The 26610-nt window shown below is 70.6% G+C and carries 17 protein-coding genes; 12 read left to right on the forward strand and 5 right to left on the reverse strand.

The window, feature by feature from the left end:
• The first annotated feature begins 68 nt into the window (after window positions 1–68).
• The 4 genes from BGM09_RS23735 (at window position 69) to BGM09_RS23750 (ending at window position 8087) form a co-directional block, all read left to right on the forward strand.
• Window positions 69–677, forward strand: a complete 609-nt coding sequence (locus BGM09_RS23735) for a phosphorothioated DNA-binding restriction endonuclease (RefSeq protein WP_188283708.1) — start codon at window positions 69–71, stop codon at window positions 675–677.
• 164 nt (window positions 678–841) lie between these two features.
• Entirely contained in the window at window positions 842–5557 is a 4716-nt protein-coding gene (locus tag BGM09_RS23740) for a DUF6531 domain-containing protein (protein ID WP_188283709.1), read from the forward strand.
• A 25-nt stretch (window positions 5558–5582) separates the two neighbouring features.
• Window positions 5583–6050 (forward strand): hypothetical protein, encoded by a 468-nt coding sequence (locus tag BGM09_RS23745; RefSeq protein WP_188283710.1) that lies wholly within the window; start codon window positions 5583–5585, stop codon window positions 6048–6050.
• Window positions 6051–6389: 339 nt separating this feature from the next.
• Window positions 6390–8087, forward strand: coding sequence for a choice-of-anchor P family protein (locus BGM09_RS23750; protein WP_188283711.1), 1698 nt, complete (start codon window positions 6390–6392; stop codon window positions 8085–8087).
• Window positions 8088–8233: 146 nt separating this feature from the next.
• Here BGM09_RS23750 and BGM09_RS23755 read toward each other — a convergent pair whose 3' ends face one another.
• On the reverse strand, window positions 8234–9562 hold the full coding sequence (locus BGM09_RS23755; protein ID WP_188283712.1) for a hypothetical protein: 1329 nt from the start codon (window positions 9560–9562) through the stop codon (window positions 8234–8236).
• Window positions 9563–9765: 203 nt separating this feature from the next.
• Here BGM09_RS23755 and BGM09_RS23760 point away from each other — a divergent pair, with 203 nt between their 5' ends.
• The 5 genes from BGM09_RS23760 to BGM09_RS23780 all read left to right on the forward strand — a co-directional run bounded on the left by BGM09_RS23760 (window position 9766) and on the right by BGM09_RS23780 (window position 12802).
• Window positions 9766–10410: a dihydrofolate reductase family protein gene (locus tag BGM09_RS23760; protein ID WP_188283713.1), complete on the forward strand. Its 645-nt coding sequence runs from the start codon at window positions 9766–9768 to the stop codon at window positions 10408–10410.
• Window positions 10411–10533: 123 nt separating this feature from the next.
• Window positions 10534–10902: a Tat pathway signal sequence domain protein gene (locus BGM09_RS23765; RefSeq protein ID WP_188283714.1), complete on the forward strand. Its 369-nt coding sequence runs from the start codon at window positions 10534–10536 to the stop codon at window positions 10900–10902.
• Window positions 10903–10958: 56 nt separating this feature from the next.
• The gene (locus tag BGM09_RS23770) at window positions 10959–11645 is read left to right on the forward strand and encodes a class F sortase (RefSeq protein WP_317452863.1); all 687 of its coding nucleotides are present in this window, start codon (window positions 10959–10961) and stop codon (window positions 11643–11645) included.
• Between the two features lie 157 nt (window positions 11646–11802).
• The gene (locus tag BGM09_RS23775; RefSeq protein ID WP_188283715.1) at window positions 11803–12294 is read left to right on the forward strand and encodes an RNA polymerase sigma factor; all 492 of its coding nucleotides are present in this window, start codon (window positions 11803–11805) and stop codon (window positions 12292–12294) included.
• A complete protein-coding gene (locus BGM09_RS23780; protein WP_188283716.1) occupies window positions 12278–12802 on the forward strand; it encodes a hypothetical protein in 525 nt (174 codons plus the stop codon). Before BGM09_RS23775 ends, BGM09_RS23780 begins: the two co-directional genes overlap by 17 nt.
• A 116-nt stretch (window positions 12803–12918) precedes the next feature.
• Here the strand turns inward: BGM09_RS23780 and BGM09_RS23785 are convergent, their stop codons facing one another.
• From BGM09_RS23785 to BGM09_RS23795, 3 genes are all read right to left on the reverse strand, one after another.
• The gene (locus BGM09_RS23785; RefSeq protein ID WP_188283717.1) at window positions 12919–19764 is read right to left on the reverse strand and encodes a glycoside hydrolase domain-containing protein; all 6846 of its coding nucleotides are present in this window, start codon (window positions 19762–19764) and stop codon (window positions 12919–12921) included.
• A 325-nt stretch (window positions 19765–20089) separates the two neighbouring features.
• Window positions 20090–20632, reverse strand: coding sequence for a GNAT family N-acetyltransferase (locus BGM09_RS23790; RefSeq protein ID WP_188283718.1), 543 nt, complete (start codon window positions 20630–20632; stop codon window positions 20090–20092).
• Window positions 20623–21867: an XRE family transcriptional regulator gene (locus tag BGM09_RS23795; RefSeq protein WP_317452864.1), complete on the reverse strand. Its 1245-nt coding sequence runs from the start codon at window positions 21865–21867 to the stop codon at window positions 20623–20625. The genes BGM09_RS23790 and BGM09_RS23795 overlap by 10 nt, the downstream gene beginning before the upstream one ends.
• A gap of 207 nt (window positions 21868–22074) precedes the next feature.
• Here BGM09_RS23795 and BGM09_RS23800 point away from each other — a divergent pair, with 207 nt between their 5' ends.
• The 3 genes from BGM09_RS23800 (at window position 22075) to BGM09_RS23810 (ending at window position 24244) form a co-directional block, all read left to right on the forward strand.
• Entirely contained in the window at window positions 22075–22602 is a 528-nt protein-coding gene (locus tag BGM09_RS23800; protein ID WP_188283719.1) for an ATP-binding protein, read from the forward strand.
• 11 nt (window positions 22603–22613) lie between these two features.
• Complete coding sequence (locus BGM09_RS23805; RefSeq protein ID WP_188283720.1) at window positions 22614–23147, forward strand: DUF6907 domain-containing protein; 534 nt, start codon at window positions 22614–22616, stop codon at window positions 23145–23147.
• A 206-nt stretch (window positions 23148–23353) separates the two neighbouring features.
• On the forward strand, window positions 23354–24244 hold the full coding sequence (locus BGM09_RS23810; RefSeq protein ID WP_317452865.1) for a D-alanyl-D-alanine carboxypeptidase family protein: 891 nt from the start codon (window positions 23354–23356) through the stop codon (window positions 24242–24244).
• 95 nt (window positions 24245–24339) lie between these two features.
• On the opposite strand, the gene BGM09_RS23815 is transcribed toward BGM09_RS23810, so the two are convergent.
• Window positions 24340–26562: a YncE family protein gene (locus tag BGM09_RS23815; RefSeq protein ID WP_188283721.1), complete on the reverse strand. Its 2223-nt coding sequence runs from the start codon at window positions 26560–26562 to the stop codon at window positions 24340–24342.
• Between the last annotated feature and the right edge of the window lie 48 nt (window positions 26563–26610).

A 26610-nucleotide genomic window follows, 5' to 3' on the forward strand; every position in this document is an offset into this window, starting at 1 on the left:
TCGTGTCCAGGCGCGCCCGTGTCCGTGTCCGGGGCGGCATGCCTGCGACGGCCCTATGATCGCCGGTCATGGACTGGCTGGAGCGTGCCGCGGGGTTGAGGCAGTGGACCGGGAACGGGAACCGCGCGCCCCACAAGCCGCTGCTCGGCCGGCTGGCGCGCGTCCTGCTCGACCTGAACTTTCCGCCGTCGTTGCACCCGGACCTGTGTGAGGCGGTCGGACTTGAACTGGAGCCGGCCGAGACGGAATTCCTCGTCGCCGGGCGGCGGCAGCGGGACCGGCGGATGCGGGAGGCGGTGCTGTCCGCCTACAAGTACCAGTGCGCCTTCTGCGGCTACGACGGCAGAATCGGCACGGTCCCGGTCGGGTTGGAGGCCGCGCATGTGCGCTGGTGGGCCTTTGACGGGCCGGACGACGTCGACAACGGGCTGTGCCTGTGCGCGCTGCACCACAAGCTGTTCGACAAGGGAGTCCTCGGGATCGGCGCGGGCCACCGGGTCCTGGTGTCCCAGGGGTTCGTCGGACGGAGCACAGCCGCCCGCGAGCACGTGATCGCCCTCGCGGGCCGCCCGCTGCTCGGCCCGCAGCCGGGTGCCGACCCGGTCGCGGCGGCCCACCGTTCATGGCACACCGAGCAGGTCTTCCACGGCACCCCGCGCCCTCCCGCCCTCGTATGAGCACCCGCCGGGCACAGCGTGTGCCCGCCGGGCGGGAACCAAAGGCCGGTGGTGGGGCGTCCAGGGAGACGGAGGCGCACCGCTGGGGGCGATGAGAGAATCGGCGGGATCACCGAGACTGACGACGGGGGTGTCTGGCGGTGGCTCGTCCGACGGATTGGGATGTGCTGGATCTGGACCGTGATCCGGTGCCGGGTGATCCGTTCGAGGTGAAGGAACTCGCCCGCAAGCTCGGGGACTTCGCCGATGACGTGGCGAGCGCGCTCAGGTCCGTCAAGGGCCTCAACGGTGACACCGTCGTGCAGGAGTGGGCGGGCCTGTCGGGTGACGCCTACCGGCAGCAGTTCGGGGACCTGCCCGGCGAGCTGGACAAGCTGGAGCGCTCCTACCGCCTCGCCTCAGGCGCCCTCGACGGCTACTGGCCGAAGCTGGAGACCGCCCAGGCCGACGCCGACCGCGCCCTGGCCCAAGGCCGCACCGCACGCCAGGAACTGGACTCCGCCACATCCCAACTCACCAACGCCGACGCCTGGGTGAAACGCGCCCAGGACAAGTCCAAGGCGTATCAGGACGACCCCAAACCCAACGTCCCACCGCCCTCCGCGGAGGAAGTCCGCGCCGCGTCCCGTAACGCCACCGACGCCAACTCCGCCCACACCACCGCCTCCACCGCCGTCCACACCGCGCAGGCCAAACTCGACGCCGCCAAGCAACTGGCCGCCGACGCCGCCCAGTTGAGAGACGACGCCGCCTCCACCGCCCAGCACGCCCTCCACGAAGCCTCCGACGCAGGCATCAAGAACAAACACTGGTGGGAAAAGGCCGTCGACTTCGTCGCAGACCACTGGGACGACATCATCGCCGTCTGCAAAGTCATCGTCGCCGTCCTCGGCATCGTCGTCCTCATCATCGGCGGCCCCCTCGCCTGGCTCGTCCTCGCCGCCGCGATCCTCGTCCTCGCCGACACCGTCACCAAATACCTCAAAGGCCAAGCGTCCTTGTGGGACGTCCTGTTCGCCGCACTCGACTGCATCCCCATGTTCAAAGGACTCACCACCGCCGGCGGCCTCCTCAAAATGGCCCGCGAACTCCCCGCACTCCTCAAATCCGGCAAAGCCCTGGAGAACATCGCCAACAGCATCCGCAAAGGCGCGACCGGCCTGAAGAACGTCGCGCAGGACATGAAGGACCTCTACAAGGGCCTTCGTTCCGGGGCCGAGAACGAGGCCAAGGCCGGCAAGGCGATGAAAGGCCGGTGCAAGGGCGGCGACCCCGTCGATATGGTCACCGGCGAGATGCTGATGTCCCATACGGACGTCAGCTTGCCCGGCCTGCTGCCCCTGATGATCGAACGCCACCATGTGTCGAGCTTCCGCTCCGGGCGATGGTTCGGCGCGGCGTGGATGTCGACCTTCGACGAGCGGCTGGAACTCGACAGCGACGGCGCTGTGTGCGCGCACGCGGACGGCATGCTCCAGACCTATCCCGTGCCTCACCCGGGACAGCCGGTGCTGCCGAGCCATGGCCCCCGTCGCCCCTTGGCCTGGGACGGAACTCCCGGTGGTGCGGTCACGATCAGCGACCATCTCACCGGGGAGACGCGGCACTACGGTCCCCCGGTCGCACCGGACTCCGCCGACCGCGACCGCGCGGCAGCCGTCGTGCTCCCGCTGCGGGCCGTGACCGACCGCAACGGACACCGAATAGACATCGACCGCGGCGATGACGGCGCCCCCACCGCCGTACGGCACTCCGGGGGCTATCACCTCGCGGTCGACACGGACCAGGGTCGCATCACCGCCCTGCGTCTGCTGCCGTCGGCGGAAAGCCCGGACAGCAGCGCGGTCGACGGCACCCTTGACGGCCCGCTCGACGGCCCACTCGACGGCCCGGTCACCACCGAGGCCGAGACGGACATCGGCCGCGGCACCCTGCTGCGCGCCTACACCTATGACGGCCCGCACCGGCACCTCACCGGCGTCGCCGACTCCGTGGGCCGTCCCTACCGGCTCACGTACGACGAGCGGGGCCGCATCGCGTCGTGGACCGACCGGAACGACCGCTGGTACCGCTACGAGTACGACGGCCCGACCGACCGCGTGGCACGCGGCATCGGCCAGGACGGCCCGATGTCCGCGGAATTCGCGTACGACGACGACCGGCGGACGACGACGCTGACCGACAGCCTCGGCCATCGCACCGAGTACCACTACGACGAGCGGCTCCACCTGACGCGCGTCGTGGACCCGCTGGGCTTCAGCGTGCACACCGAGCACGACACGTACGGGCGGCTGCTCTCGCGTACCGACGAGCTCGGCGCCACCACCCGCTTCACCCTCGGCGAGCACGGCCAGCCGGTGCGGGTGGACCGGCCGGACGGCACTGGCGTCGAGGTGGACTACCACGACGGCCTTCTGCCGATCGCCGTCACCGAGGCCGACGGCTCCCGCTGGGAGTGCGCGTACGACGAGCGGGGAAACCTCCTCACCAGCACCGACCCACTCGGCGCGGTGAGTTCGTACACCTACGACGAGCGCGGGCACCGGATCACCCAGGTCGACGCCCTGGGCAACACCTTCCGGTTCGAGACCGACCGCGCGGGGCTTCCCGTGCGGGTGCTCGATCCCCGCGGCAGCGTCGTCCGGATGGACAGGGACGCGTTCGGGCGGGTCGTGCGGATCGAGAACTCGGTCGGCGGCACCGTGCGTCAGAAGTGGAGTCCCGAGGGGTTGCTGCTGTGGCGCACGGACAGCGGCGGGGGCCACGAGTCCTGGACGTACGACCCGGAGGGCAACCTCGTATCGCGGCGCGACGCCGGCGGGTCCGTCACCGCCTTCGAGTACGGCCCGTTCCGCCTGCCCAGCGCCAGAACCGACCCGGACGGCACGCGTTACCGCTTCACCCACGACACCGAGCTGCGACTCACCGCCGTGACCAATCCGCGAGGCGACGTGTGGAGTTACCACTACGACGCCGCAGGTCATCTCACCGGGGAGCGCGACTTCAACGGCCGCGCGCTCACCTACGTCTGCGACCCCGCAGGTCGGCCGGTCGAGCGGACCAACGGGGCCGGTCAGACAACCCGCTTGACCTTCGACGTCGCGGGCCGGGTCGTGGAGTCGCGCACCGGTGACGGCGCGGTCACCTCGCTGCGCTACGACCCCGCGGGACGGATGGTGGAGGCGGTCGGCCCTGACAGCGCCGTGGTCTTCGGCTATGACACGGTGGGCAGGATCGTCGCCGAGACCGTGGACGGCCGCACTGTCACCAGCGCGTACGACGCGCTGGGCCGACGGGTACGGCGCACCACGCCCAGCGGCGCGGCCTCGAACTGGTCCTACGACGCGGCGGGGTTGCCCTCGTCGCTGGTCGTCGCGGGCTGTCGGCTGACCTTCGCGCATGACGCGGCGGGCCGCGAGACCGCCCGCGGTCTGGGCGCCGCCGCGGTGCTGACGCAGAGCTGGGACGCCGGCCACCGACTCGTCGAGCAGGTCATCCGGGCGGGTACCGCAGACGCGCCGGAGACCGGCGAGGCAAGCGTGCGGCAGTCCCGGTCGTACCGCTACCGCGACGACGGCCATCTGGCCGGGATCACCGAACTGCTCGGCGGCACACGTCGTTTCGACCTCGATCGGGCGGGCCGGGTCACCACGGTGTCGGCCGACAGCTGGACGGAGTCGTACGCCTACGACGCGCTCGGCAACCTCAGCGCCACCGCTCATCCGGCCCCCGGCGGACAGGACACGCAGGGACCGACGGAGCGCTCCGGGACAAGGATCACCTCGGCGGGCCGCACCGCCTACGAGCACGACGCCCAGGGGCGCGTGGTCCGCGTGATCCGGCGGACGCTGTCCGGACTGCGCCGGATATGGACGTACGCGTGGGACGCCGAGGACCGGCTCACCGAGGTGGCGACCCCCAGGAGCGGTGTGTGGCGGTACCGCTACGACGCACTCGGCCGGCGCGTCTCGAAGTTCCGGATCGATGCGGAAGGCGCCGCCGCCGAAGAGGTCCGGTTCACCTGGGACTGCGCCAATCTCGCCGAGCAGCAGACGCTCCGGGACGGCATGACGGAGACCGACACATGGGACTGGGAGCCGGGCAGTCACCGGGCCGCGTCCCAACTGCGCAGGCAGTGGCGGGCGGACGCTCCGGACGAGGTCAGTCGGCAGTTCTACGCGATCGTCACGGACATGGTCGGCACTCCCAGCGAACTCGTCGGTGAGGACGGCACGATCGCCTGGCGGGCCGCCAACACCCTGTGGGGCAAACCGCTCGGGGGAGGCGACACCGGCGACAGCCTCTGCCCGCTGGCCTTCCCCGGACAGTACCGCGACGCGGAGACCGGGCTCCACTACAGCCTGGCCCGTTACTACGACCCGGACACCGCGGCCTTCCTGACGCCTGACCCGTTCGGGCTGGTCCCCGCCCCGAATCCACACGCGTACGTCGACAACCCCTTCCGCTGGAGCGACCCACTCGGTCTGGAGGGCGACAGCACCGAGCCGGCTCGCGTCTACGACGACTCGGAGTACGACAAGCACGGCTCGAGCGGCGGTTCATCGGCCAAGGGTGAGGTCAGCCGCGCGCCGTCCAACGGTCAGGCGGCGCTCGACCGTTCCATCGACATGGATCCGAGCAATCCCAACGTCACCAGGCGCCTCGGCGTCGACCACGTGAACGGCGAGATCGTGGTCCTGGACCGGCACCGGGCGATCGCCGACGCGGACGGCAATATCATCAAGGAGATCTACCACGGCCATGTGCAGTCCACGTATCCGTCGAAGAGTGTCACGCAGGGCGACCTGACGAAGCTCAAGAAGGCGGGCATGATCGACAACATCAAGAAGCAGCGTGTGCTCCCGCCGCCCTGCGAATAGCCACAGCGAAGGTCCGGTATCCCGTATGGCGTCCGAATACGACTGGGACAGCGGCGAGGGCCTGTCGCGGATCGACGACCCCGCGGCAGTGGACGCCGCGTTCGAACGCGGCGAACGCCACCTGGGCACCGCGGTGGTGGGCCTGGCCTTCACCTGCCCGCTGGCTGAGTCGTCACCCCGGATCGTCAGGGCGACAGGGCTGCCGGACCCTGCGGAGCGCCAGTTCGCCTTCACCGCCGCGGGCGTCGCGGCACGGGTCCACGGCTCTCTGACACCGGAGTTGTACGCGGCCCTGCGCGCGGAGGGTTCCAGCGGCTTCGCGGAGACCGCCATCGACGACGCCCTGACCTTCGTTCCGTTCCGGAAGCTGCCGCCGTGGCTCAAGCGGCGCTGGCTGCTGACCGGAGCGCGGGACATCGCGCAGGGATGGTGGCTGCGCACCGCGGATGTGGCCGACCGCATGCGGCAAACCGTGCGACGACGACGTCCCTGAACGGCTCGCAAACCTCCTGAATCGGCCGGACGGGCACATACCGGGGGCTTGTGGCAGTACGCACCGGCTTGTGCGGCGTACGGGACCTTGTGTGCATCAAGCGGGGCGGCGTGCGCCGATGTGCGCAGGGGCGGGGGGCGGGGAGGGTGACCGCAGACGCGCAACGCGTCGGCACGGCGGGCCTGTTGACGAGCGATCGGACGGCGCACCGGCGTGCCCGTACGAAGGAGATTGTCGATGAGAGGCTTCGGCCCGGCAGATACCGGTATCGACGGAAGACGGCGCGGCGAAGGGGGCGGCGGGGCCAGTGGCAGGGCGGACCGGCGGTGGCGCCGGCGGGTGGCCACGGCGCTGTTGGGCGTGACCCTGCTGGCCACGGGATCGCTGGTCGGGGGCGGCCCGGCACAGGCGAACACGCCCGGTCAGCCCGGCACACCGAGCGCGCCGACGACCGTGTTCACGGAGGACTTCGAGAACGGTCAGGGCCCGGCGGTGACGACGCTGCCGGACTACACGGGCGCGGCGCCGCTGGCGGAGACGTACACCGCCGATCCGGCGTGGCTGACCTCCTGCAACGGCCTGCTGGTCTCGCAGCAGGGCCCGGCGAATCCCCCGCCGGGCGTCAACTGCGGGGGCTTCTGGAACGCGAACAAGCAGATGGCCGCCGCGCTGGGCACGTGGGCGGGCGGCGACGCGTCCACCAACCACTCGCTCACCGCCTACACCTCGGGCGATCCGGGCGCCGGGCGCACCGAGTTGGAGACCGTACGGCCGATCCCGCTGAGCGCGAACCACCGGTTCCTGACCTTCTCGGTGGACGCGGCGGCCCAGAACTGCTTCGCCAGCCACCCCCTGCTCGCCTTCTACCTGCTCGACGGCGGCACCGCCCGCGCCGCGTTCACCTCCCCCATCGACCCGTGCCAGAACCCCGGTTCGGTGATCGGCGGCACCTCGGTGGGTACGTACGCCAGCGACGGCTCGGTGCTGTTCACCGGCGACTCGGCCGGTATCCGGCTGGTCAACGAGCAGGCCAGCGGCAACGGCAACGACGGCGCGATCGACAACGTCCGTCTGCTGGACGCCACTCCGCAGCTCGACCAGGGCTTCGCCCCGGCGAACCTGCCCGTGGGCGCGCCCGCCACACTGACCTTCACCCTCACCAACACCAGTGAACTGGCCGCCAAGAACGGCTGGTCCTTCGGCGCTCAACTCCCTGACGGGCTGCGGCTGGACGGCAGCAGCGCGACCACCGACTGCGGTTCGGGAACGGCCACCGCGGACGCGGCGGACGGCACGATGACCGTGAGCGGTGACCTCGCCGCCGGTCAGCAGTCCTGCACCGCGACCGTCAAGCTCACCTCCAACTACGGCGGCACGTACCAGATGTGCGGCTCGTCGATCACCGACCCGGTCGGCGTCGACCTGCCGGGCTGCGCCTCGGTGACCTTCACCGCGCCCGTCTTCGACGCCCGCGCGCACGGCGTACGGCTCACCTCGCCGCTGCTCAACATCGGCCCGCTGGCGCCGTCCGCCCACTCCTGCACGCCGCTGCCCGGCAGCGACAGCCACTCCGTGGTGAGCGCCGGGCTCGGCACCGTCGGCAACCTCGGTGTCCTGACCACCGACGCCTCGGGCACCGTCGACGCCGACGGGACCCGTACGGCCGCGGCCCACGCCCAGACCTCCGGCATCAATCTCCTCGGCGGCCTGATCACCGCCGACCTCGTCGGCACCTCGGCCCAGGCACGGCAGTCCCTCACCGGCGCCGGGCCAGGACCGGTCTCCTCGACCGGTTCGACCGTCCTGACCAACCTCCGCGTCGCCGGTGTCACCGTCGCCGCCAACGCAGCGCCGAACACCACCATCGGCCTGCCGCTCGTCGGCTCCCTCGTCATCAACCAGCGGACGACCGTCGCCGCAGGCAAGGGCATCACCGTCACCGCCCTCTCCCTGACCCTCCTCACCGGCGTCCACGTCACGATCGCCCAGAGCACCGCCGCCCTCCTCACCTCCACCGACCCCTGCCCCGCCACCTGACCTGACCCGACCCATCCGAACTCCCTTGCCCCGCCCGGTCATTGAGCACCGCACCCGGGCGGGCCGAGGCCGCGCCCGGCAACGCGTCGAGGGCTCCACCGCGGATGGTGGAGCCCTCGACGTGTCTGGTGGCGGAGTCCTACGGGTTACGCGGAGGCCACCTGGACGGTGCCGGTGGTCACGGTCTGCCAGGTGTCGGCGCCGTCGAAGCGGGCACGGAAGTACCCCGCCCGGGTCTTCGTGACGTCCGCTGAGAAGCCGTACTCTCCGGAGCCGTCCCACCGGGCCTCGACCGTGGACAGCGTCTTCCAGTGCGTGCCGTCCGCGGAGAACTGAAGGGCGACGTCAGCGGTGGCCGGAGTGATGTTCCCGTCGAAAGCGATATGCCCCTCGGTGCGGACGTGATGACGGTCCAGCCGATAGGCGCTGTAGTCGGTGAAGCGGGCCGGCTGGAGAACGGTCACGACATCGCTTCGGCCGACGGTGTCACTGATGAACGGGTCGGCGCTGAGGCTCGTCACCTGGAAGAACCCCGATTCCGGAGGCGTGTAGTCGGCCCGGAACGACCCGTCAGCGGATGTGGTGAACCCGCCGACCAGGTCGTTGTACTCGGCGGACGGCCCGAACAGAATCCCGCCGGAAACGTCCGGCAGCGGCTGCCATACGCCGTCCGTCAACTGCTCCAGCCGCCCGGTCAGGGTGACCTGCTGATTCAGGTCGATACGCGACGGACTCGTGTGCAGAACAGCCCGGGTGGGTGTCTTCTCGATACCGACGGCGATCTGCGGAGATTCGCCGTACAGGGCGTTCGGAGCGGTGTTGTCCGGGCGGTAGTACGCCTGGATCGTGGCGGAGTTCCCGAGAGGCAGGGTCAGCGAGATTCTGCCCTGAGCGTCGCTGACGGCACTGGTGTCGAGCCAGTCGTCGGGATAGGAAACGGAGACGTAGACCGTGTGACCCGGCAGCGCGCGCAACTCCCCGCTGTCGGGCCACCTGCCGCGCAGCGTTCCGCTCAGCGTGACATCACGGTGACCGGAGTCGACGGAAGTCCGGTCCACGGCGACGTCCGAGAGGTCCGCGACGACAAAGTAGGAGAGCCCGCCGGCCCGGGGCACCGACACGTGGTCCCCCGCGCTGTCCGACGCTTCGATATCCACCTGGTACGAGGCGAAATCCGGCAGGTGCAGCGGTGTCCGCGTGCGCCACAGGCCGTCTTGCGCTGTGCCCGAGAACAGGACGAAATCCTCAGGTCCGACGAGACCTACCTCCTGGCCGGTCGTCGGCGAGACGATGTGCGCTGTCAGCGCGGTGATGTCGCTGCTCGCCTCGGCCTTGACCTGAAGCGTGCCCAGGTCACCACTGACACTGTTCGCGTAGGACACCGTGATCGAATCCGCCGCGTGTGCGGCCGGTGCGCCCACCACGCACACGGCCACGGCCGCCGCACTTGCCAGCACGGCATGAAATCGCCTCATTCTTCCTCCCCCTAGCAGCAGGTCCCATGTCTCCCCGCAGCTCACGGACGGCGCCGGAGCCAACTGCGACCCTAGCGCCGGCCTGTGACAATCACTTCTGATTTCCCGAGGAGGCCGCCGTCGCCCACGGTCCGGCGATGAGTTCCGGGGGTGGCGGGGGTCTACCTCTCGGACGGGAAAAAGACACTGACCGGGAGTACGCCATGGGTCTCATTCACATTGAGCTGTTCACGACGCTGGACCTGGTGGGGCAGGCGCCCGGGGGGCCGGAGGAGGACCCGGAGGGGTTCTCGTACGGGGGGTGGCAGGTGCCGATGCTGGACGAGGTGGCCGGGGCGCAGGTGGACGCGGCGTACAAGGGGACGGACGCGCTGCTGCTCGGGCGGCGGACGTACGACATCTTCGCCGCGTACTGGCCGCATCAGGAGGACGGGGACAACGGGGGCTTCGCCACGCTCTTCAACAGCGTGCCGAAGTACGTGGCCTCGCGGGGTACGCCCGATCTGTCGTGGGCGGGGTCGACGCACCTGGGGCCGGATCTGGTGGCGGCAGTGCGCGAGGTGCGGGAGCGGCACGAGCACATCAAGGTGGTCGGGAGCCTGGACCTGGTGCAGACGCTGCTGCGCGAGAAGCTGTTCGACCGGCTGGACCTCTGGGTGCACCCGATCATGCTGGGCGTCGGGAAGAAGGTGTTCGACGGCGGCGCGGTCCCCACGAACGTCTCGCTGCTCGCACCGCCCGTGGCCAGCCCGAAGGGCACCGTGCACCTGCGCTACGCACGCGCCGACGGCGTCCCCGGGACCGGGGACATGAGCGCGGTCGACCGCGACGCCGGACAGGACGCCTGAGGCAGCGTTCGACGGCTTTGCCAGCTCTTTACAATCCGTTCCGCCCACGTCTCGTCTTTTCAGTCGATCCGCACCTCAGCCCGCGCGTGACCGCGCGGGCGGGCCGACGAAAGAGAGCGATTCATGCGCCGAACTGTTCTGAGCGCCGTGGCACTCGCGTGTACCGCCGTACTGGCGAGCGGTGTGCCCGCGTTCGCCGACGGGGCGTCCCCGACCCCGGCCCCGACCCGGTCCGCCGTGCAGACGCCGTCGACCGGGCCGTCGGACGCCACGTCGTCCACGCGGCCCTCCGCGACGGCCGCGCCGACCAAGGCGACGCGGGCGGGCCAGGTCCCCGCGGTGCCGAAGGGAGCGCCGAACACCGGTGAGGCGCCGGTGGCCTCGCACGGCGGAAACGACGGCGGGCTGATCGGCGGGGGCGCGGCCGCGGTGCTCGCGCTCGGCGGCGGGGCCGTTCTCCTCGTACGCCGCCGGCGGGCGACCGGGGCGTGACCTCCCGCCGCACGGGCGACCGCGGCACGGGCGACCGTGGCGGGGGCTTCCGAGACGTGAGCGACCGGTCCGTGGGCTCCCGGCTCACCGGCCCCCGGCTCACCGGCTCGCGGCGCGCCTTCGTCACCGCCGTGACGGCCGCCCTGCTGCTCACCGGCTGCGGCGGCCATCAAGCCGCGGGCCGCGCGGCGGGCGACGCCTCGGGTGACACCTCCAGCCGCGCCGCCGTGACCGAACGCCCCACCGGCGCACCGCGCTCTTCGCGGCCCGCCGCGAAAACGGCACACGCGCTGGCGCGTTCGGTCCCGGTGCGCCTGGAGGTCCCGGCCATCGGGGTCAACACCCCGCTCATGGAGCTGGGGTTGGCCCCGGACGGCACCGTGGAGGTCCCGCCGATCACGGCGCACGACCGCGCGGGCTGGTACCGGGGCTCGCCGACACCGGGTCAGGCCGGCCCGTCGGTGATCCTCGCCCACGTCACGGTCGGCGCGTACGGGGACGGGGTCTTCCGCCACCTCTCGCGGCTGCGCCCCGGCGACCGGATCGTGGCGCGCCTGAAGAACGGCGAGGCGCCCCGGTTCGCCGTCACCGACGTCCGTACGGTCGCCAAGTCGGACTTCCCGACGGACGCGGTCTACGGCGACGTGGACCGTCCCGAGCTGCGGCTGATCACGTGCGGCGGCCCGCGCGAAGGCACCGGCTACCGCGACAACGTCATCGTCTTCGCCACGCTGATCCCGTAGCGGGCGCGTCACGACCAAGCACGGCCAAGGCGGTCTCCTGACGCCTTCCCCGAGTCCCGGGCCGCCGCCGGTCCCCGTACGCCGGCGGCCCGGGACCCTCCGCGGGAGGGCGGAGGAGACCGCGAGAGCACCACCCTGCCCCCCGACATGGAGAGCGTTGAAACGGTCCCGCGAGCAGGCAGCGTCCGAGCTGTTCGCCGCCTTCTACCCGCGCCTCGCCGGCTGGTGCCGCCGCCTGGTCGACGACGACGAGACGGCCCACGAGATCGCCTCGGAGGCGTTCACCCGGCTGTGGGCGCGCTGGACGGCGGTGGCCGAGCCGCGCGGCTTCCTGTACGTCACCGCGACCAATCTCGTACGGGATCATTGGCGCAAGCTGGAGCGCGAGCGCAGGGCCGTACGCCGGGCCACCGTGGAAGCCGCGGTACGGCCGCCGGCCGAGCAGACCGACCCGTCGCTGCGCATGCTGGTGCAGTCGCTGCCGGAACGCCTGCGCGTGCCGATCCTGCTGCACTACTACGCCGACCTCCCGATTCGGGAGATATCCCTGCTCACCGGCCGCAAGGAGGGGACGGTCATGTCCGACCTCCACACCGCCAGGGAACTGCTGCGCGCCCACTTGAGGAGAAGCCTTGATCACACAGTCTGACGACGGTCAGGACTTTGACCCCGAGGACCCGCTGACGGTCATCCTGCGGCCCGCCCCCGACCATCTCGGGCTGCCGCCCGGCCGGTACGAGAAGATCCGCAGGGGCGCGGCCCGCCGCCGTCTGCTCCGTATCGCCGTCGGGGTCGGCCTGTCCGGCGCGGTCGCCGCCCTTGTCGCGCTGCCGCTGCGCATGGCGGGACCGCAGTCGCCCGCCGCGCCCGCGATCCCGCTCGGCACGCCGCCCGCGAGCAGCTCCGCGACCAGGCCCGTCACCACCCCGACGCCGCGGCCCGCGCCGACCGACGGCCCTCGGACGGCGAAGACCCGGCCCACGGCCCAGGCCCCGTCCCCGAGCGCCGCCACGCGGACCGGCCCGCCCGGCAGATCCGCTTCCGCCACGCCCACCGCCACGCCCACCGCGACCCGCACCACGGACCGTCCCACGGTCCGTTCTACGGACCGCCCCACGGGCCGCTCGACGGAAGGTCCCACTACCTCGAACCGGTAGGCGGCACCAGGGTGTTGCGTGCGCAAGCCCCGCAAGCCCCGCAAGCCCCGCAACACGCCGCAGGGCCCGGCCAGGATGCGGTCGGGCCCTGCGGGATGACGCGGATCGGGGCGCGGTCAGTGCCCGTTGCCCCGCGCGGGCCGGTGGAAGGCGACGGTGTAGGTACGGGTCACCGAGCCGTTGGGTGAGGTCAGGGTGACGGTGCGAGTGGTGGAGCGCGGAGCGGTCGAGGAGACGACCGCGCTGCCGTCGGTGACCCTGACCCGGATGCCGGTCTTGGCCGGTACGGCGGTGACGGCCGGGACCCTGCCGTTGGCGGGGAGGTCGACGACGTACGTGGAGACCTCGGGGTCGAAGCCGTCGACGGCGACTCCCCCGATTTTGAGGGCACTTGCGTCCGCGACGCTCGCCTTCGTGGCGTCGGCGAAGTTGGTGACGGTGACCGAACCGTCGTGGTTGACGACGAAGTGCGCGGCCATCGCGGCGGCCAGGTTGATCCGCTCCCAGCTCGCTGCGCCGGCCGCCGTGAGGTCGAGCGGGTAGCCCGAGTCGGTGGCGGTCTGCTGGAGGATCTGGGTGCGCTGCTCCGCGGTGAGGTCGGGGAACGCGGTGACCAGCAGGGCCGCCGCGTCGGTCGGGGCCGCGAGGGACTGACCGGCCTTGCCCGTACGGGAGAAGCCGTAGGTCAGGCGCTGGGTGTAGACGTCGATGTCCTGCGCCGTGGTGAGGCCGCCGTAGGAGTCGCCCGCGCAGGCGGCGAGCGTGTCGCCGTATCCCTGCTTCTCGCACTGTGCGAGCAGCACGTTCTCGATCTCGGTGTGGGCCTGCGTGAGCAGTTGGGCGAAGTCGGGGTCGGCCCACCGGTGGGCCACGGTGGCCTGTCCGGTGATGCGGCCGCCCATGACGTCGAGCGGGTAGTGGAAGCCGAGGACGACCCGGTTGTCGCCGTACTCCGAGGTGCGGGCGAGGATCGACGGCGCCAACTCCGGCAGGAGCGTGGCGAGTACGGTCCCGGCCTCGTATCCGCCGTACGTGTGACCGCTCGGGTACGAGCCGCTGGTGGCGAGACCGCTGTACGAGCCGTCCTGCGACTCGTAGACGTCTCCGCCGTCGCCGACGAAGCCGAGCCGGACGTACGGGCGCAGGTAGCCGTAGTGGTCCTTGGCCGCGTCGTGGGTGTCGAGACCCTGGGTGACCCGGCCGAACAGGGCGTTGGTCTTGGGCAGTTGACCGCCGCTCAGCGCGTCGCTGTAGATCGCGCCGAGCCGGGACCCGAGGCCGTCCGCCATCGTGACGGTGGCGCTGTGCGTCGCGTCGACCTCGGCCCTGTCCACCTCCTTCTGCGTGGCCGCGTTGTTGATGCGCACCGCGATCTCGTCGTTCTCCGCGGTGAGCGAAGTGCCGTTGGCGACCTTGGAGTTGGCGCCGAGGACGCTGGAGGGGAGGTGGTCGAAACCGCTGAGGAGGTGGGTGAAGTAGTCGGAACCGTCGCCGGTAGCAGGCCACTTGTCCGACGCGTAACTCGCCTTCAGCGTCTCGTCGGGGAACGGGGACGGCGTGTACGCCGGGGCGGCCACGTCCTGGGCGGTGGCCGGGTCCTGTGCGGTGGCCACGTCCTGAGCGGCGGCCGGGTCGTCCGAGGTCCCGGCCAGCGTCACCGCGGTGACGGTCGCCGAGTGGGCCTTGGTCGTGCCGCCCGGGGCCGTGAGCAGCGCCGTGCCGGCCGTGGCGGGAAGGTGCGCGGTGGAACCGTCGTCGAGGGTCACGGTGTAGCCGATGACCGGGAATCCGCCGTCACCGGCCGGCCGCCAGGTCACCCGGACGTGGCCGCCGTGCGTGGTCACCCCCGTCACGTGCGGCTTCTGCGGCCGGCCGCCGCCGGTCACCACCGGGGCGGTGGCGGCGCTCTGCCGCGAGGCGCCGACGGAGTTCAGCGCCTGGACGCGCGCGGTGTACGAGCGGCCCGCGGGCAGCGAAGTGAACACCGTGCCGCGGCTGTTCGGGTCGCGGATCTCGACCTGGTGACCGTCGTTGAGGCTGATCCGGTAGCCGGTGACGGGCGAGCCGCCGGTGTCCTGCGGCGCGGCCCAGGCGACGGTCACACTCGCGCCGGACGAGGTCGCCGACACCGCGCCGGGCACCGCCGGTACGGTCTTGGGCTTCGTCCTGAGCGCGGACATCGCGCGGTCGAGGGACTGGTGGCGCGCGGTGAGGGTCGCGTCCGTCGCCTTGTCGTCCGCGACGGCCGCCTTGGCCGCGGCGAGCGCGGTGGTGAACGCCTTCCACGACGCTTCCGTGTAGCGCGCGTTGTCGAGGGCCGACGCCGTGCCGACCAGGTCCTCAAGTCGCAGCCGGGGCAGCGGAATCAACTGGCCGGCGGCGAGGGTGAGGCTGCGGGTCTGCGCGTCGACTTCGAGCTGCGCCGCGTCGTCGGCGGCCAGCAGGGCCTGTGCGGAGGCGAGTTCACGCCGGAACACGCCGAAGTCGATCGTGTCGTACCGCGCCGCGTCGCCGGACAGTCCCGCGTACCGGTCGACCGCCTTGCGCAGCGCGGTCTTGTCCGTCGCGGTGGGCGTGTCAATGTGGCTGAAGGTGATCCGGCCCAGATTCGCGACGTACGGGTGCGAGGAGTCCGGGGTGGTCAGCAGCCGCAGGTGGACGGTGTGCGTGCCGGTGACCGGCGTGGGCAGCGTCAGGCTCGTCGTGCCTCCCGACGACCACGCGCTTCCGGTGACCGGCAGCGGGACGGTCGCGTACGGCGTCCCCGGGTCGGCCGCGTCGAAGGAGTCCAGGTAGAGCTGGGCGGCCGAACCGGTGCCGCAGCGGGCGGAGTTGTTGACGTAGGTGAAGGTGACGGTGTTCTTCGGCGTGGACCCGAAGTCGACGGTGCCGTAACCGGCCCAGGCCCCGTTGTACGTGCCGCCGAGGTCGGTGGTGGAGCCGGAGCCGGTCCAGCCGACCGGCTCGCTCTTGAGGCCGCCGCCGCTGGTGGAGTCGAACGCGGTGGCGTCGAAGCCCACCGGGGCGTCGGCGGTGCGCGTCAGGGTCAGCGAGTAGACGTTGGCCACGTACGGCTGCGAGGACGACTGCGTGCTGGAGACGAAGTCGGCGTACACGTCCTGGACGCCGGTGAAGACGGCCGGGTCGAGCTGAACGGTCGCGGTGGCGAGGGTTCCCCAGCCGGAGCCGGTGTAGTCGAGCGGGATGTCGACGCTCTTCTCGCCGTCCTTCGAGCCGAGGTGCAGTTCGAGGTGCCCGTCGGACGCGGCGCGCGACTGCGGCTTGTCATAGCTGACGGTGACGGTGTCGGCGCCGTCCTTGAGGTCGGTGGCCTTCCACTGGGCCCACGCGCCGTTCGTGGTGTTCTCGAAGATGCCGTTGCCGAGGCTGAGCGGCAGCGAACCACCGCCGGTCGTGGTGCTGTTGGCCGCCGTCAGCGTGGCGAGCGTGGTCGAGGGCGAGGAGGAGACCGCCTCGGGCGAGAACTGGTACCAGTCGAAGTTCGACACCCACTGCTGGCCGGACGGCGCGTGGAAGACGAACGTCGCACCGGACGCGGTCAGCAGCGCGTCCGGGTCGGTGACGGCCGCCCGCACGGTGGTGTAGTTCTGCCAACTGCCCGTGCCGGGAAGGGAGACGGTGGCGACGACGGGGCCGTCGGCGGCGCCCGCGTGGACGTCCACACTGCTCGGCTTCGCGCTCGTGGCCTGCGAGTTGGCGTAGCGGACCGCGACGCTGCGCGGCGCGACCCCGCCGAAGTCCAGCTTGTTGTACCGCTCCCAGGCGCCCTCGGTGACCCCGCCGAGGTCCCCGTCGGAGTAGTACGCCTCCTTCACGAGGCTGGGGCCCTCCATCTGGTCGGGGGCCTCGGCCTGGAGTACGGCGAAACCGCCCTCGTCGATGGTGAGCGCGTCGGCGGCCGAACGCAGCGCGTCCTGCGCCGCCATGAGCGTGCCCGTCCTGGCGGCGGTGTCCGCGAGGACGGTCCGCGCGCGCTCCAGCGCCGAACTGAACAGCGTCCAGGAGCCGTCGGAGTAGTTGCCGCTGCGCACCAGCGACGCCTGGCCGACGAGCGTGCCGAGCCAGGCGCGGTACACCGCGGCGGCGGAGACGGTCAGCGGGTCGGTGGCCGAGATGCCGGTGCCGCTCACCGTGGAGGCGCGCACGCCGTGGGCGAAGGCCGCGTCGCGGAAGGTGATGCCGTAGCGCGCGTCGACCTTCGTGGTGCCGGTGAGCGACAGCGTCGCCGTACGCGAGCCGGTCACGCGGAGGTCGGCCGTGACGCCGCCGGGCAGGCCGGTCACGCTCGCCGCGCCGGTCCTGGTGAGGCTGGTGCCGCTGCGGGCGGCGAAGGACGCCGGTCCCGACAGGGTGAGCTTCACGCTGCCGCGGACGGCGCCGTCCGCTGCGGTGGCGACGGTGTCCGGCCGGGCGGAGAGCACGGTGCCGGTGTGGCCCGTTCCGCTGCCGCCGTGGCCGGTGTCGGTGTCCAGCGAGTACGCGGGCTTGGTGTCGGCGCCCCACCGGGAGGGCTTGGCGCCCATGGTGAAGTCGAGGGTCCCGCCGGCGACGATCTGCGAGTAGTCCAGCCAAGTGTTCTGGAAACGCTTGCCGTTGAGCGTCGCGCTCTGCACGTAGTAGTTCGTCGGCGAGACCCCGCCGGCCTTCACCGTGAAGCGGGAGCCGTTGGCGTAGGTGATCGTCGTGGAGTCGAAGAACGGGCTGCCGATCTGGAACTGGCTGGAGCCCGCGGTCACCGGGAACAGGCCGAGGGCCGCCGCGACGAACATGGTCGACATGGTGCCCGCGTCGTTGTCCATGGTCGGCAGGAAGCCGTTCGGGGCGAGCTTGTAGACCTGCGTCTTGACCGGCGGGGTGAACTCACCGCCGCCGCTGGGGGCTTCGTTGGTGGAGCCCGTCGCGATGTACCGGTTCCAGGTCGAACCGGTGTAGATGGCGCGCACCCACTTCTGCGTCAGGCTGGGCTCGCCGACGTAGTTGAAGAGGTACGGGGCCTGGAGGTCGATCTCGTTCGCGTTGGAGTGCAGCATGGTCGAGCCGTTGTCGAGGGCGGAGTCCTCGCCGAACATGTGGTCGACGGCGGCCTTTCCGGCCTTCGTACCGCCCATGGCCTTGATGAGGCCGCCCATGTCGTAGGCGTCGTACCAGTGGTACTGCCAGAGCGTGCCCTGGTAGAGACCGGCCGCCTCGAACTTCTCGTAGTCGGCGCTCTGCCAGTCGCCGCCGGACGCGCGCGGGGTGAGCAGACCGACCTTGGTGCCGTCACCGGCCGTCCAGGCGCCGGACTTCACCAGGTTGTCGATCGCCATGGTCGACTGCGTGCGCAGCTTGTCGGCGTCCGCGTCCTTGCCGAGCGCGCCCGCGACGACGGACAACGCCCACTGGTCGTACCCGCGTTGGACCGTGGTGCCGGGATCACCGGTGACGTACCCCTGCCGCAACTGCGCGCCCGTGTAGAACCCGGAGTACGACAGCAGCGCCGGATACGCCTCGTCCAGCCGGTCGAAGTTCTTGTACCCCTTCGACAGCGCGTCGGCGATCACCACCGCCGAGCGCTCCCACCGCACGGTCGGCACCGAGTGCGTGAGACTGCCGAGGCTCTTGCCCGAGGCGTGCACGTCGGCGAAGAGCACGATGAGCGACTGCACCAGGTCCCGGTACGTGGCCGGGTCGATGTACGCCTCGACCGAGTACTTCCTGAAGTCGTCCCAGGTGGACCAACCGTCGTAGTACGTGAAGCCGTTCGCGGTGTGCACCGCGCCGTCCGCGCCCCGGTAGGTCCCGCTGGTGCTGGTGGCGTTCACCGGCAGCCCGTACATCCGGTACAGGTGCGTGTAGAACTCCTTGGTGAGCATCGACCCGGGGTCGGACTTCGCGGACGCGCTGACGGCCACGGCGCCGAGCGTGCTGTTCCACTCCGCCTTCGTCCGCGCGCGGGCCTGGTCGAAGGTGAGGCCGCCGACCTCGTTGCGCTGGTCGGTCACGGCCTGGTCCGCGCTGATCGGCGAGAGCGTGACGCGCAGTTCGACATCGCGCCCGTGCGCCTTGTCGAAGCCGAGGACCGCTCCGGCGTCGGAGCCGTCCCGCGTGGTCGCGTCGCCCAGCGTGCCGTCGTTGCCCCAGCTCTTCAGCGAGGTCACCGGGACATTGGTCGTGGCGGCGTAATAGAGCTGGTACGAGGCGCCGTTGAACGAACCCGCGATGAGGCCGGTGATCGAGGTCGTCCCGTTCGGGAGCGTCGTCGCCTTCATCGTCGTGCGGGTGCGGCTGGTGAAGTTGTTCGCGAGGTCGAGGACGAGTTGGGGCTCGGCGCCGTCGGGGAAGCTGTAACGCTCAAGGGCCGTACGCGTCGTCGCCGTCATCTCGGCCTTGACGGTCCCGGCGTCCCGCGTCACCGCCGAGGCGGTCCCGGAGACCGACCCGAGCCCCACCTGGTAGTAACCGGGCGTCGCCGTCTCGTCGTCGTGGCTGTACGGGTGCGCGTACGTGCTGGGCGCCGGGCGCTTGTCGTAGCGCACGGACGTCGGGACGACCAGCAGGTCACCGCCGCCGCCCGAGCCGCCGACGCCGTCGAGATTCGTCGCGGTGAAACCGGCGATGCGGCTCTCGTTGTAGTCGTACCCCGTGTGGTTGCGGCCCGGTGTGGTCAGCGGGTTGACCTTGGCGAGGCTGTGCGGCGCCTCGGCGCCCGGCAGGTCGTTGCCGTCGTCGCCCGCGGTGGAGACGAAGGGGTCGACGAGCTTGGTGTAATCCGTGCCGCCGGACGTGCTCGCGGTGTTAGCGGTGGGTGCCGCCGTGGCCGTACCGGCGCCCGCCAGCGCGGCGAAGGCGAGCGACCCGGTGAGCAGCGCCGCGACCGCGGCACGCAGCCGGCCGCGGTGCCCGCGGGCTGCTCCCGGTGGCGTCACGCGGGGCGTCGGGGCATGGGATCTGATGGGCATGTGGCCTCTCCGGAGTCGCGGAACGCACGCACGACCCCGGGAGGACAACGTTGTCAACCCAACACTGGAGCGTGCAGAGTGAGATGGCGGTGGACACGCCGGAGTATTCCCGCAAGCGCCCACGGACGTCCACCATCAGACACGGGAAAGGCGTACGGGGGACAAACGGAATCCGCACAGAAGGTGCGCTCCGGGCGCACGGGACGGGGCGGGGGGCGGGGGGTGCGGTTCGCGGCGGGGCGCCGCTCGCCGCTTGTGGCAGGTGACGACTCGGCGATGCCCACGCGTCGAGTTCATGGCACAAGTGGCCCAGCGGCCACCGGTGTCAGCCGTCACTCAACGGCAACTCGGCCACCATGACGGCGTAGAGCGGCGAGTCCGCGAAGGGGCGCTGCGTGCCGACGCGGCGGTATCCCCAGGCTTCGTACAGCGCCTCGACACGGCGATGGGTGGTGTCGACCAGCAATACGGCGAGGGCTTCGGTGCGGTCCCGCAACAGGGAGTGGAGCAGGCGCTCGGATATCCCCCGCTTCCGCCACTGGGGCCGCACCATCAACTCCGAGACGGAAAAGGTGGATGGGTCTTCCGGGGCGGGGACGATGTACTCACGCCACCACTCCCGGCCGGGACCGGCGGGTGCGCCGTATGCGAAGCCGACGGGTTCGTCACCGTCGTAGGCCACGACGCAGGTGAAGCCGCCCATCGCACCCCAGTGGTCGACGAACCAGGGGAAGCGCTGGTGGAATTCGTCATGCATCTGGTCGGCGAAGGCGTCGGCGTGCACGTCGATCAGGAGCTGCCGGACCGCCGGGAGGTCATCGCTCGTGAAAGGGCGCAACTCGATGACGTCGGGCACAGTCAGCTCCATTCGGTGCGGTATCGGTCGCCCCACTCGTACGCACTCCTCGCGTCCGGCGCGGCGGTGAGCAGATCACGGTAGAAGTCGCCGATCACGGATCGTAGACGGCCGGGCAGGGGGCCACCATCCATGAGGGCGAACACCTCCTCGGCGCTGGCGCAGCCCTGTTCGATGTCTCCCTGGTGCACCTGCGCCAGCGCGAGGCGTGCGGTGACCAGTGCCCGGTTCCTACGGAACCTCTGGGGAAGGGTCGCCAACGACTTGTAGGAAGCGGCCTCGGATTCCTCGTGTCGGCCGAGCAGATCCTCCGCGATGGCGGTGAGCGAGTGCAGTTCCGCCGCCCCGTAGAAGGCGACCCAGCTCGGACGGGCTTCGCTCTCGGCCTTGCCGAGGGACTCCTGCGCGTAGCCCAGGTCGCGCAGCGTCGGTTGTTTCTGCCCGACGACGGCGTGAGCGATGGCCGTACGCGCATGGGCGAGGGAGGCGAAGAGGGGGTCTCGTCGCGTGATGCCGACCCGTTGGGCTGCCTGTGCGGCGGCCAGCGCCTCGGAGTAGTGGCGGTTGTTGTAGCCGAGCATCGAGAGCGTGTTCCAGACACGGAATTGCGTGACGGAGTCCTGCGCCATACCGGCGAGGCTGAGGGCCTGGTCCAAGTGCGCCCGTGCTCGTCCGAGTTGCCGGGAGTCGAGGGCGACCCATGCCGCGGTGGCCGTCAGATCCGCGGCCAGTCCGAACAAGCGGTTGCGCACCCGCTGCGTCGCCGCGCCGTTCTGCAGGGCGAGGGCCTGCTTGGCCGCGTCTAAGGCGCTGTCCTCCAAGTTGGTGGTACCGCCCGTCTGGTCGTCCAGCGCGTTCAACACGTCCAGCTTGTCGCGGACCCGCTGGGCGTCGGTCGTACCGACAGTCGAACGCGAGGTCAGTAACGGTGCGGCGGCGCCGGCCGTGGTGGAAGCGAGGAACGATCGACGATTCACGGGCTGCTCCGCGGTGCGTGACGGGCTGGCGGGTGTCGACTGGGCAAAGCCGAGTTCCTCCATGGAACACCCGAATACTGCCTGCAACGCGAGCCTCATGCGGCGATAGGGCCAGCGGGTTTTCCCGGTCAGCCAATACCTGACCACCCGGTCGGTGGCCGTGCCCTCGTGTCCTCCGGCACACAGCCACTCGTTCAGGGCCTCGGCCAAACCCGCCTGGGTGAAGCCGACTTCGGCCATCCGCAGTCGGAGTTGCACATTGCCCGTCACACACTCACCGTAGCCGCGCCTCAGCGTTCGGTGAAGGCGAGCGCGCTCCGCGCGCCTCGAACTTTCCGGTTAGCGCCGATCCGGGCACCCCCGGACTTTCCTTTCCTGCTGCTGGGCCTCTGCGTTGACTGTCCATGGGCGGTTGAGCCGCCGTCAGGGACAAACGGTCCCGTGGCATCCGGCACGGACAGGCGAGAGGCGTGACCAATGGCATTCGGCAGGGGCTACCGGAGCAGGTTGGAGCTCGACTCCCAGCCGACGTCCGTCCGCTGGGTCCGTGCGCATACGGAGGATGTTCTGCGCGGTTGGTCAGCGCCCGATGCTCTCGTGGAGGACGCGGTGCTGGTCGTCTCCGAGTTGGCGACCAACGCGGTGCAGCACGCCGCCGGTGTCCCCGCAGAGGCTTGCACGGGACAGCGCGGCACCGAGTCCCGGTTCGCGGTCGGCCTGTGGACAGCGAACAGCGGACTCATCGTCGCTGTCTACGACGAGGTGCGTCGGCCACCCGTCCAGCAGAAGTCGTCACTGGAGTCGGACGGCGGACGGGGCCTGGCCCTCGTCGACGCGCTCAGCGCGAGGTGGGGCTACGCCTACCTGCCGCAGGGCTACGGGAAGTTGGTGTACGCGGTACTGAGCCCGCCGGGGCAAGGTGATACGACGGTGGCACTGACGGAACCGGCGCTCCAGCGACTGCTCACCGCTGACGCGGGCTTATCGGCTGCGGTGAGCGCATGAGTGGTGAGCGCATGAGTGGTGAGCAGCCCAGGCCGTTCAGCGTGCCGGGACGATGGACGATCACCACGCCGAACGGCCCGGAGGTCTCCGGCTACCTGCCCGACTGGGCGGAGGACGATCCGAGCGAGTCCGGGGTGCCGCTCGACCAGCTGCCTATCCGGCTGACGCACATCGAGCATCGCACCTTCTTCGAGGGCCAGCCGGTGAGCCTTGTGGAGACATGGCCGGGAAACACCGCGGAGGAGGAGGTGCTTCTCGGGGGCAGTATCGACTGTGCTCCGTACGCTTCGGATCCACGGTTTCGTCTCCCGGTCGTCAACATCCAGGTGTGCCCCGAGCACTGGATCGCGGGCCTCGATCCGGACGGAGTCGCCGAGGTCGCCGCGTGTCTCCTCGCCCAGGCCGAACTCCTCATGCACGAGGTGCGTCCGGCCCTGATCGCCGCCCGCAAGGACTGGGAAGCACACCGTCCCCCACGGGACCAGGGTTCCCGGACGGACGGCAACCCGCTGTTCCCGGAACCTCCCTCAGCCACGCCCTCGTAGGAACACAAACGTCGCGCTCAGCGCAGCCGGACGGCTGCGTCAACGATCCGGGCCATCGGCCCGGCTGCGGCTCGTTGGATCTCCGGCAGGTAACGACTCGGTGAGAACCGGGCGGGGACCACATCCATCCGGCGGGGTGGCGCGTCTCACGTTCGAGCCGCACACTCTCATGTGACCGCGCCGCAGGGGCATTTGGAGCATTCAACGTGATAACCGGCAGCAAGGCCATTCGTCGTACGTCCGTGGTGGCCGTCACCGCGGGCGCCGTACTGACCGTCGGAGCGCTCGGCTCCACGGCCCAGGCGGCGACGCCCGCGCCGCCCCCGATCGTGGCCAAGGGCGGCTACGTGATGAACAACTCGACGGGCACGACCTACTACACCAAGGCCGCCGACACCAAGCGGTCCACCGGCTCCACCACGAAGATCATGACCTTCGAGGTGGTGCTGCGGCAGAAGAAGCTCAATCTGAACACCAAGGTCACCGTCCAGAAGGCGTACAGCGACTACATCGTCAGCAAGAACGCCTCCTCGGCCCGCCTGATCGTCGGCGACAAGGTCACCGTGCGGCAGCTCCTGTACGGGATGATGCTGCCGTCCGGCTGCGACGCGGCGTACGCGCTGGCCGACAAGTACGGCGTGGGCTCCACGCGGGCCGCCCGGGTCAAGCAGTTCGTCGGCCAGATGAACTCCACCGCCAAGGCGCTGGGCCTGAAGAACACCCACTTCGACTCCTTCGACGGAATCGGCAACGGCAACAACTACTCGACGCCGCGCGACCTGACGAAGCTCGCGAGCACCGCCATGAAGAGCGCCGACTTCCGCTCGGTGGTGAAGACCCGCTCCATCAAGACCAAGGCCACCACCAAGAGCAACGGCTACCGCTACTACACCTGGACCAACACCAATACGCTGCTGGGCAGTTACAGCGGCGCGATCGGCCTCAAGACGGGCTCGGGCCCGCAGGCCGGCTACTGCCTCGTCTTCGCCGCCACGCGTGGCAACCGCACCGTGATCGGGACCGTCCTGTCGTCCAGCTCGGTGAACCAACGCGCGGCGGACGCGAAGAAGCTGATGGATTACGCCTTCAAGCGCTGACGCGGTCGCCCACACGCATCAGGCCCGGCACGCATCAGGCCCCGCACGCCGGAGACGGTGTGCGGGGCCTTCGTGCAAAGCGGTTGGCTACGGCGTCAGTTGGTGAAACAGATGTACTTCCACGCCCCGTAGGTCGTGGTGTTCAACGTGTCGCCGGAGGAGCCGCTGACGTAGGCCGAGCGCACTCGGGCGCGGATGCCGGACTGGCCGGGGTGGCCCAGGTTGACGGCCGACTTGCCGTTGGTGCCGAGCTTGAAGTACTCGCTGGCGGAGTTGTACCACTTGCCCCGGTAGTACACCTGCACTTCAAGGCGCTGCTTACGGCCCTTGTAGTACGTCATCGTCGTCGTGTCGATGACGTCGGTCCTCTTGTGGAAGTAGTAGTACGACGTGGACCCGATCTTGCCGGTCCGGTAGTACCGCGACAGCGTCGACGACACCTTCACCCGCGCGAGTCCGGTGGACTTCAGCGTCCTCGGCGCGGTCCGGGAGTCACCCTTGTAGACGGCGGTGACCGTGGTGTTGCGGGTCATGCTCACCGACACCGACAGGTTGCCGCCGGAGTTGACCCTGGCGGACTTCAGCAGCTTGTTCGGCTTGTCGCCGCCGTAGGGGTCGGCCCAGATCTCGACGGTCCGGTTCTTGTACGTCGAGCCCAGGTGCGCCGTGAAGACGACCGTCTTCCCGTAGTCGTACAGCTTCCTGTTGTTGTTCAGCGTCAGCGCCGGGGTGGCACGGGAGACGGCGACAGTGCGGGAGGCGGTCGCCGCGATGTGCGCGGTGTCACCGGCGTACCGCACCGTGTATTTGACGCTGCCGCCGGCCGGCGGGGTGTCCTTGAAGGAGAAGCCACCGCCGGAGGTCGTTCTGACGGAGGCCAGCGCCTTGCCCGTGGGGCTTTCGAGGTCCGTCCGGGTCACCGTGAGCACCGTGCCCACCGGGACCGCCGACTTGGACGTCAACTTGCCGCTGACGGTGAGCGCCTTGGCCCTGGTGGCCGTGGCGGGAGCCGACACGGTCAGGGTGGGCATCTCCTTGGTGGGATCGGTCAGGGCGCGCAGGCTGTAAGTGCCGTAGGAGTTCTCGGACACCGCGAAGATCCGGCTGAGGTCGGGTGCCCAGGCCAGCGCGCCGTCGACCAGGGTGTCGGCGCCGCTGCTGTTGCCCGTGTTGGGGAAGTCGTACTCCCGTGTCGGCGTCGTGGCGCCCGGCTTGTAGATGTGGACGTCGGGCTCGTACCAGGAGAAGCTGCCGCCCGCGACGGTGCCGTTGGGAGCGACCGCCACGGCGTTCGGATAGGCGTCGATCGGATACCGGCCGACGTGCGAGAGGTCCGTGGTGGAGTACGCGCCGAGGCCGTACCCGTAGCCGCCGGTGTCCCAGGAGGTGAGGACCTGTTTGCCGTCGGGCGTCAGGGCGATCTGCTCCACACTGGTGTCCATGCTGCCGGAAGCCCGCAGCACGGCTCCGTCCGCCGAGACGTCGAACACCGCGAGCTCGCCGCCACTGCCGGCCGCCACCACGTCCGGGGTACCGGACTTGCCGGACGCGGAGGCGAGCAGGGGCGCGCCGTTCCAACTGTGCGCGCCCTCTTCCAGGGTGACGGCGGCGCCGTTGGTGGTGGTAGTGCTGGTGTGGGTGGTGGCGGCGGCGAAGGACGCGGTCCTGGCGGTGTCGGCGGTGGGCGCGGCCGTGGTGGGCGAATCCGTGGGAGGCGGGTCCGTGACAGGCGGGTCCGTGACAGGCGGGTCCGTCGGCGTATCCGCGTCCGTCGGCGTCGGCTCAGGCGTCGGCTCGGTGTCCGTCGGAGTAGGGGTGGGCGGGTCGGTCGGCGGCGGGTCGGTCGGCGGGGTGGTCGGCGGATCGAGGTCCAGGGAGCCGAGGTTGCCCGTTCCGTTCGCCGTGTAGCCGAACCAGATCGTGTGCTTGGTCATCGCCAGGTGGCGCGGGGCGACACCGAGCGGGTAGCGGGCCGTCTCGCGCAGTGTGGCCGTGTCGATCGCCGAGATCGCGTCGGCTGTCGGGAGCGCGACGTACACCGTCGAGGAGTCCGCGGACAGGACGAGCCCGGCGGCGCCCGGCTCCGAGGTGATCTGGGCGATCGTCTTGCCGTTGTAGTCGGCGACGACGACCTTGTTGCCGGCGCCGCTGATGAAGACGCGCCGGTGCGCGCCGTCGACCACCATGTCGGAGTACGAGGTGATCGGCAGGGTGGCCGCGCTGTCGGCGGCGGCCGGTTCGGCCGCGACCCCGAGCAGGGACGCGGTCGCGAGCAGGACGGACAGAGCCGTCCCGCCCGCCACATGACGGGTGAGCAAAGTGGTTCCCCCCAGGAACACGTGCGAGGCCGGACGTCCTCCGGCAAG

It is taken from the genome of Streptomyces sp. CBMA29 (assembly GCF_014596445.1).
Taxonomy (GTDB): Bacteria; Actinomycetota; Actinomycetes; order Streptomycetales; family Streptomycetaceae; genus Actinacidiphila.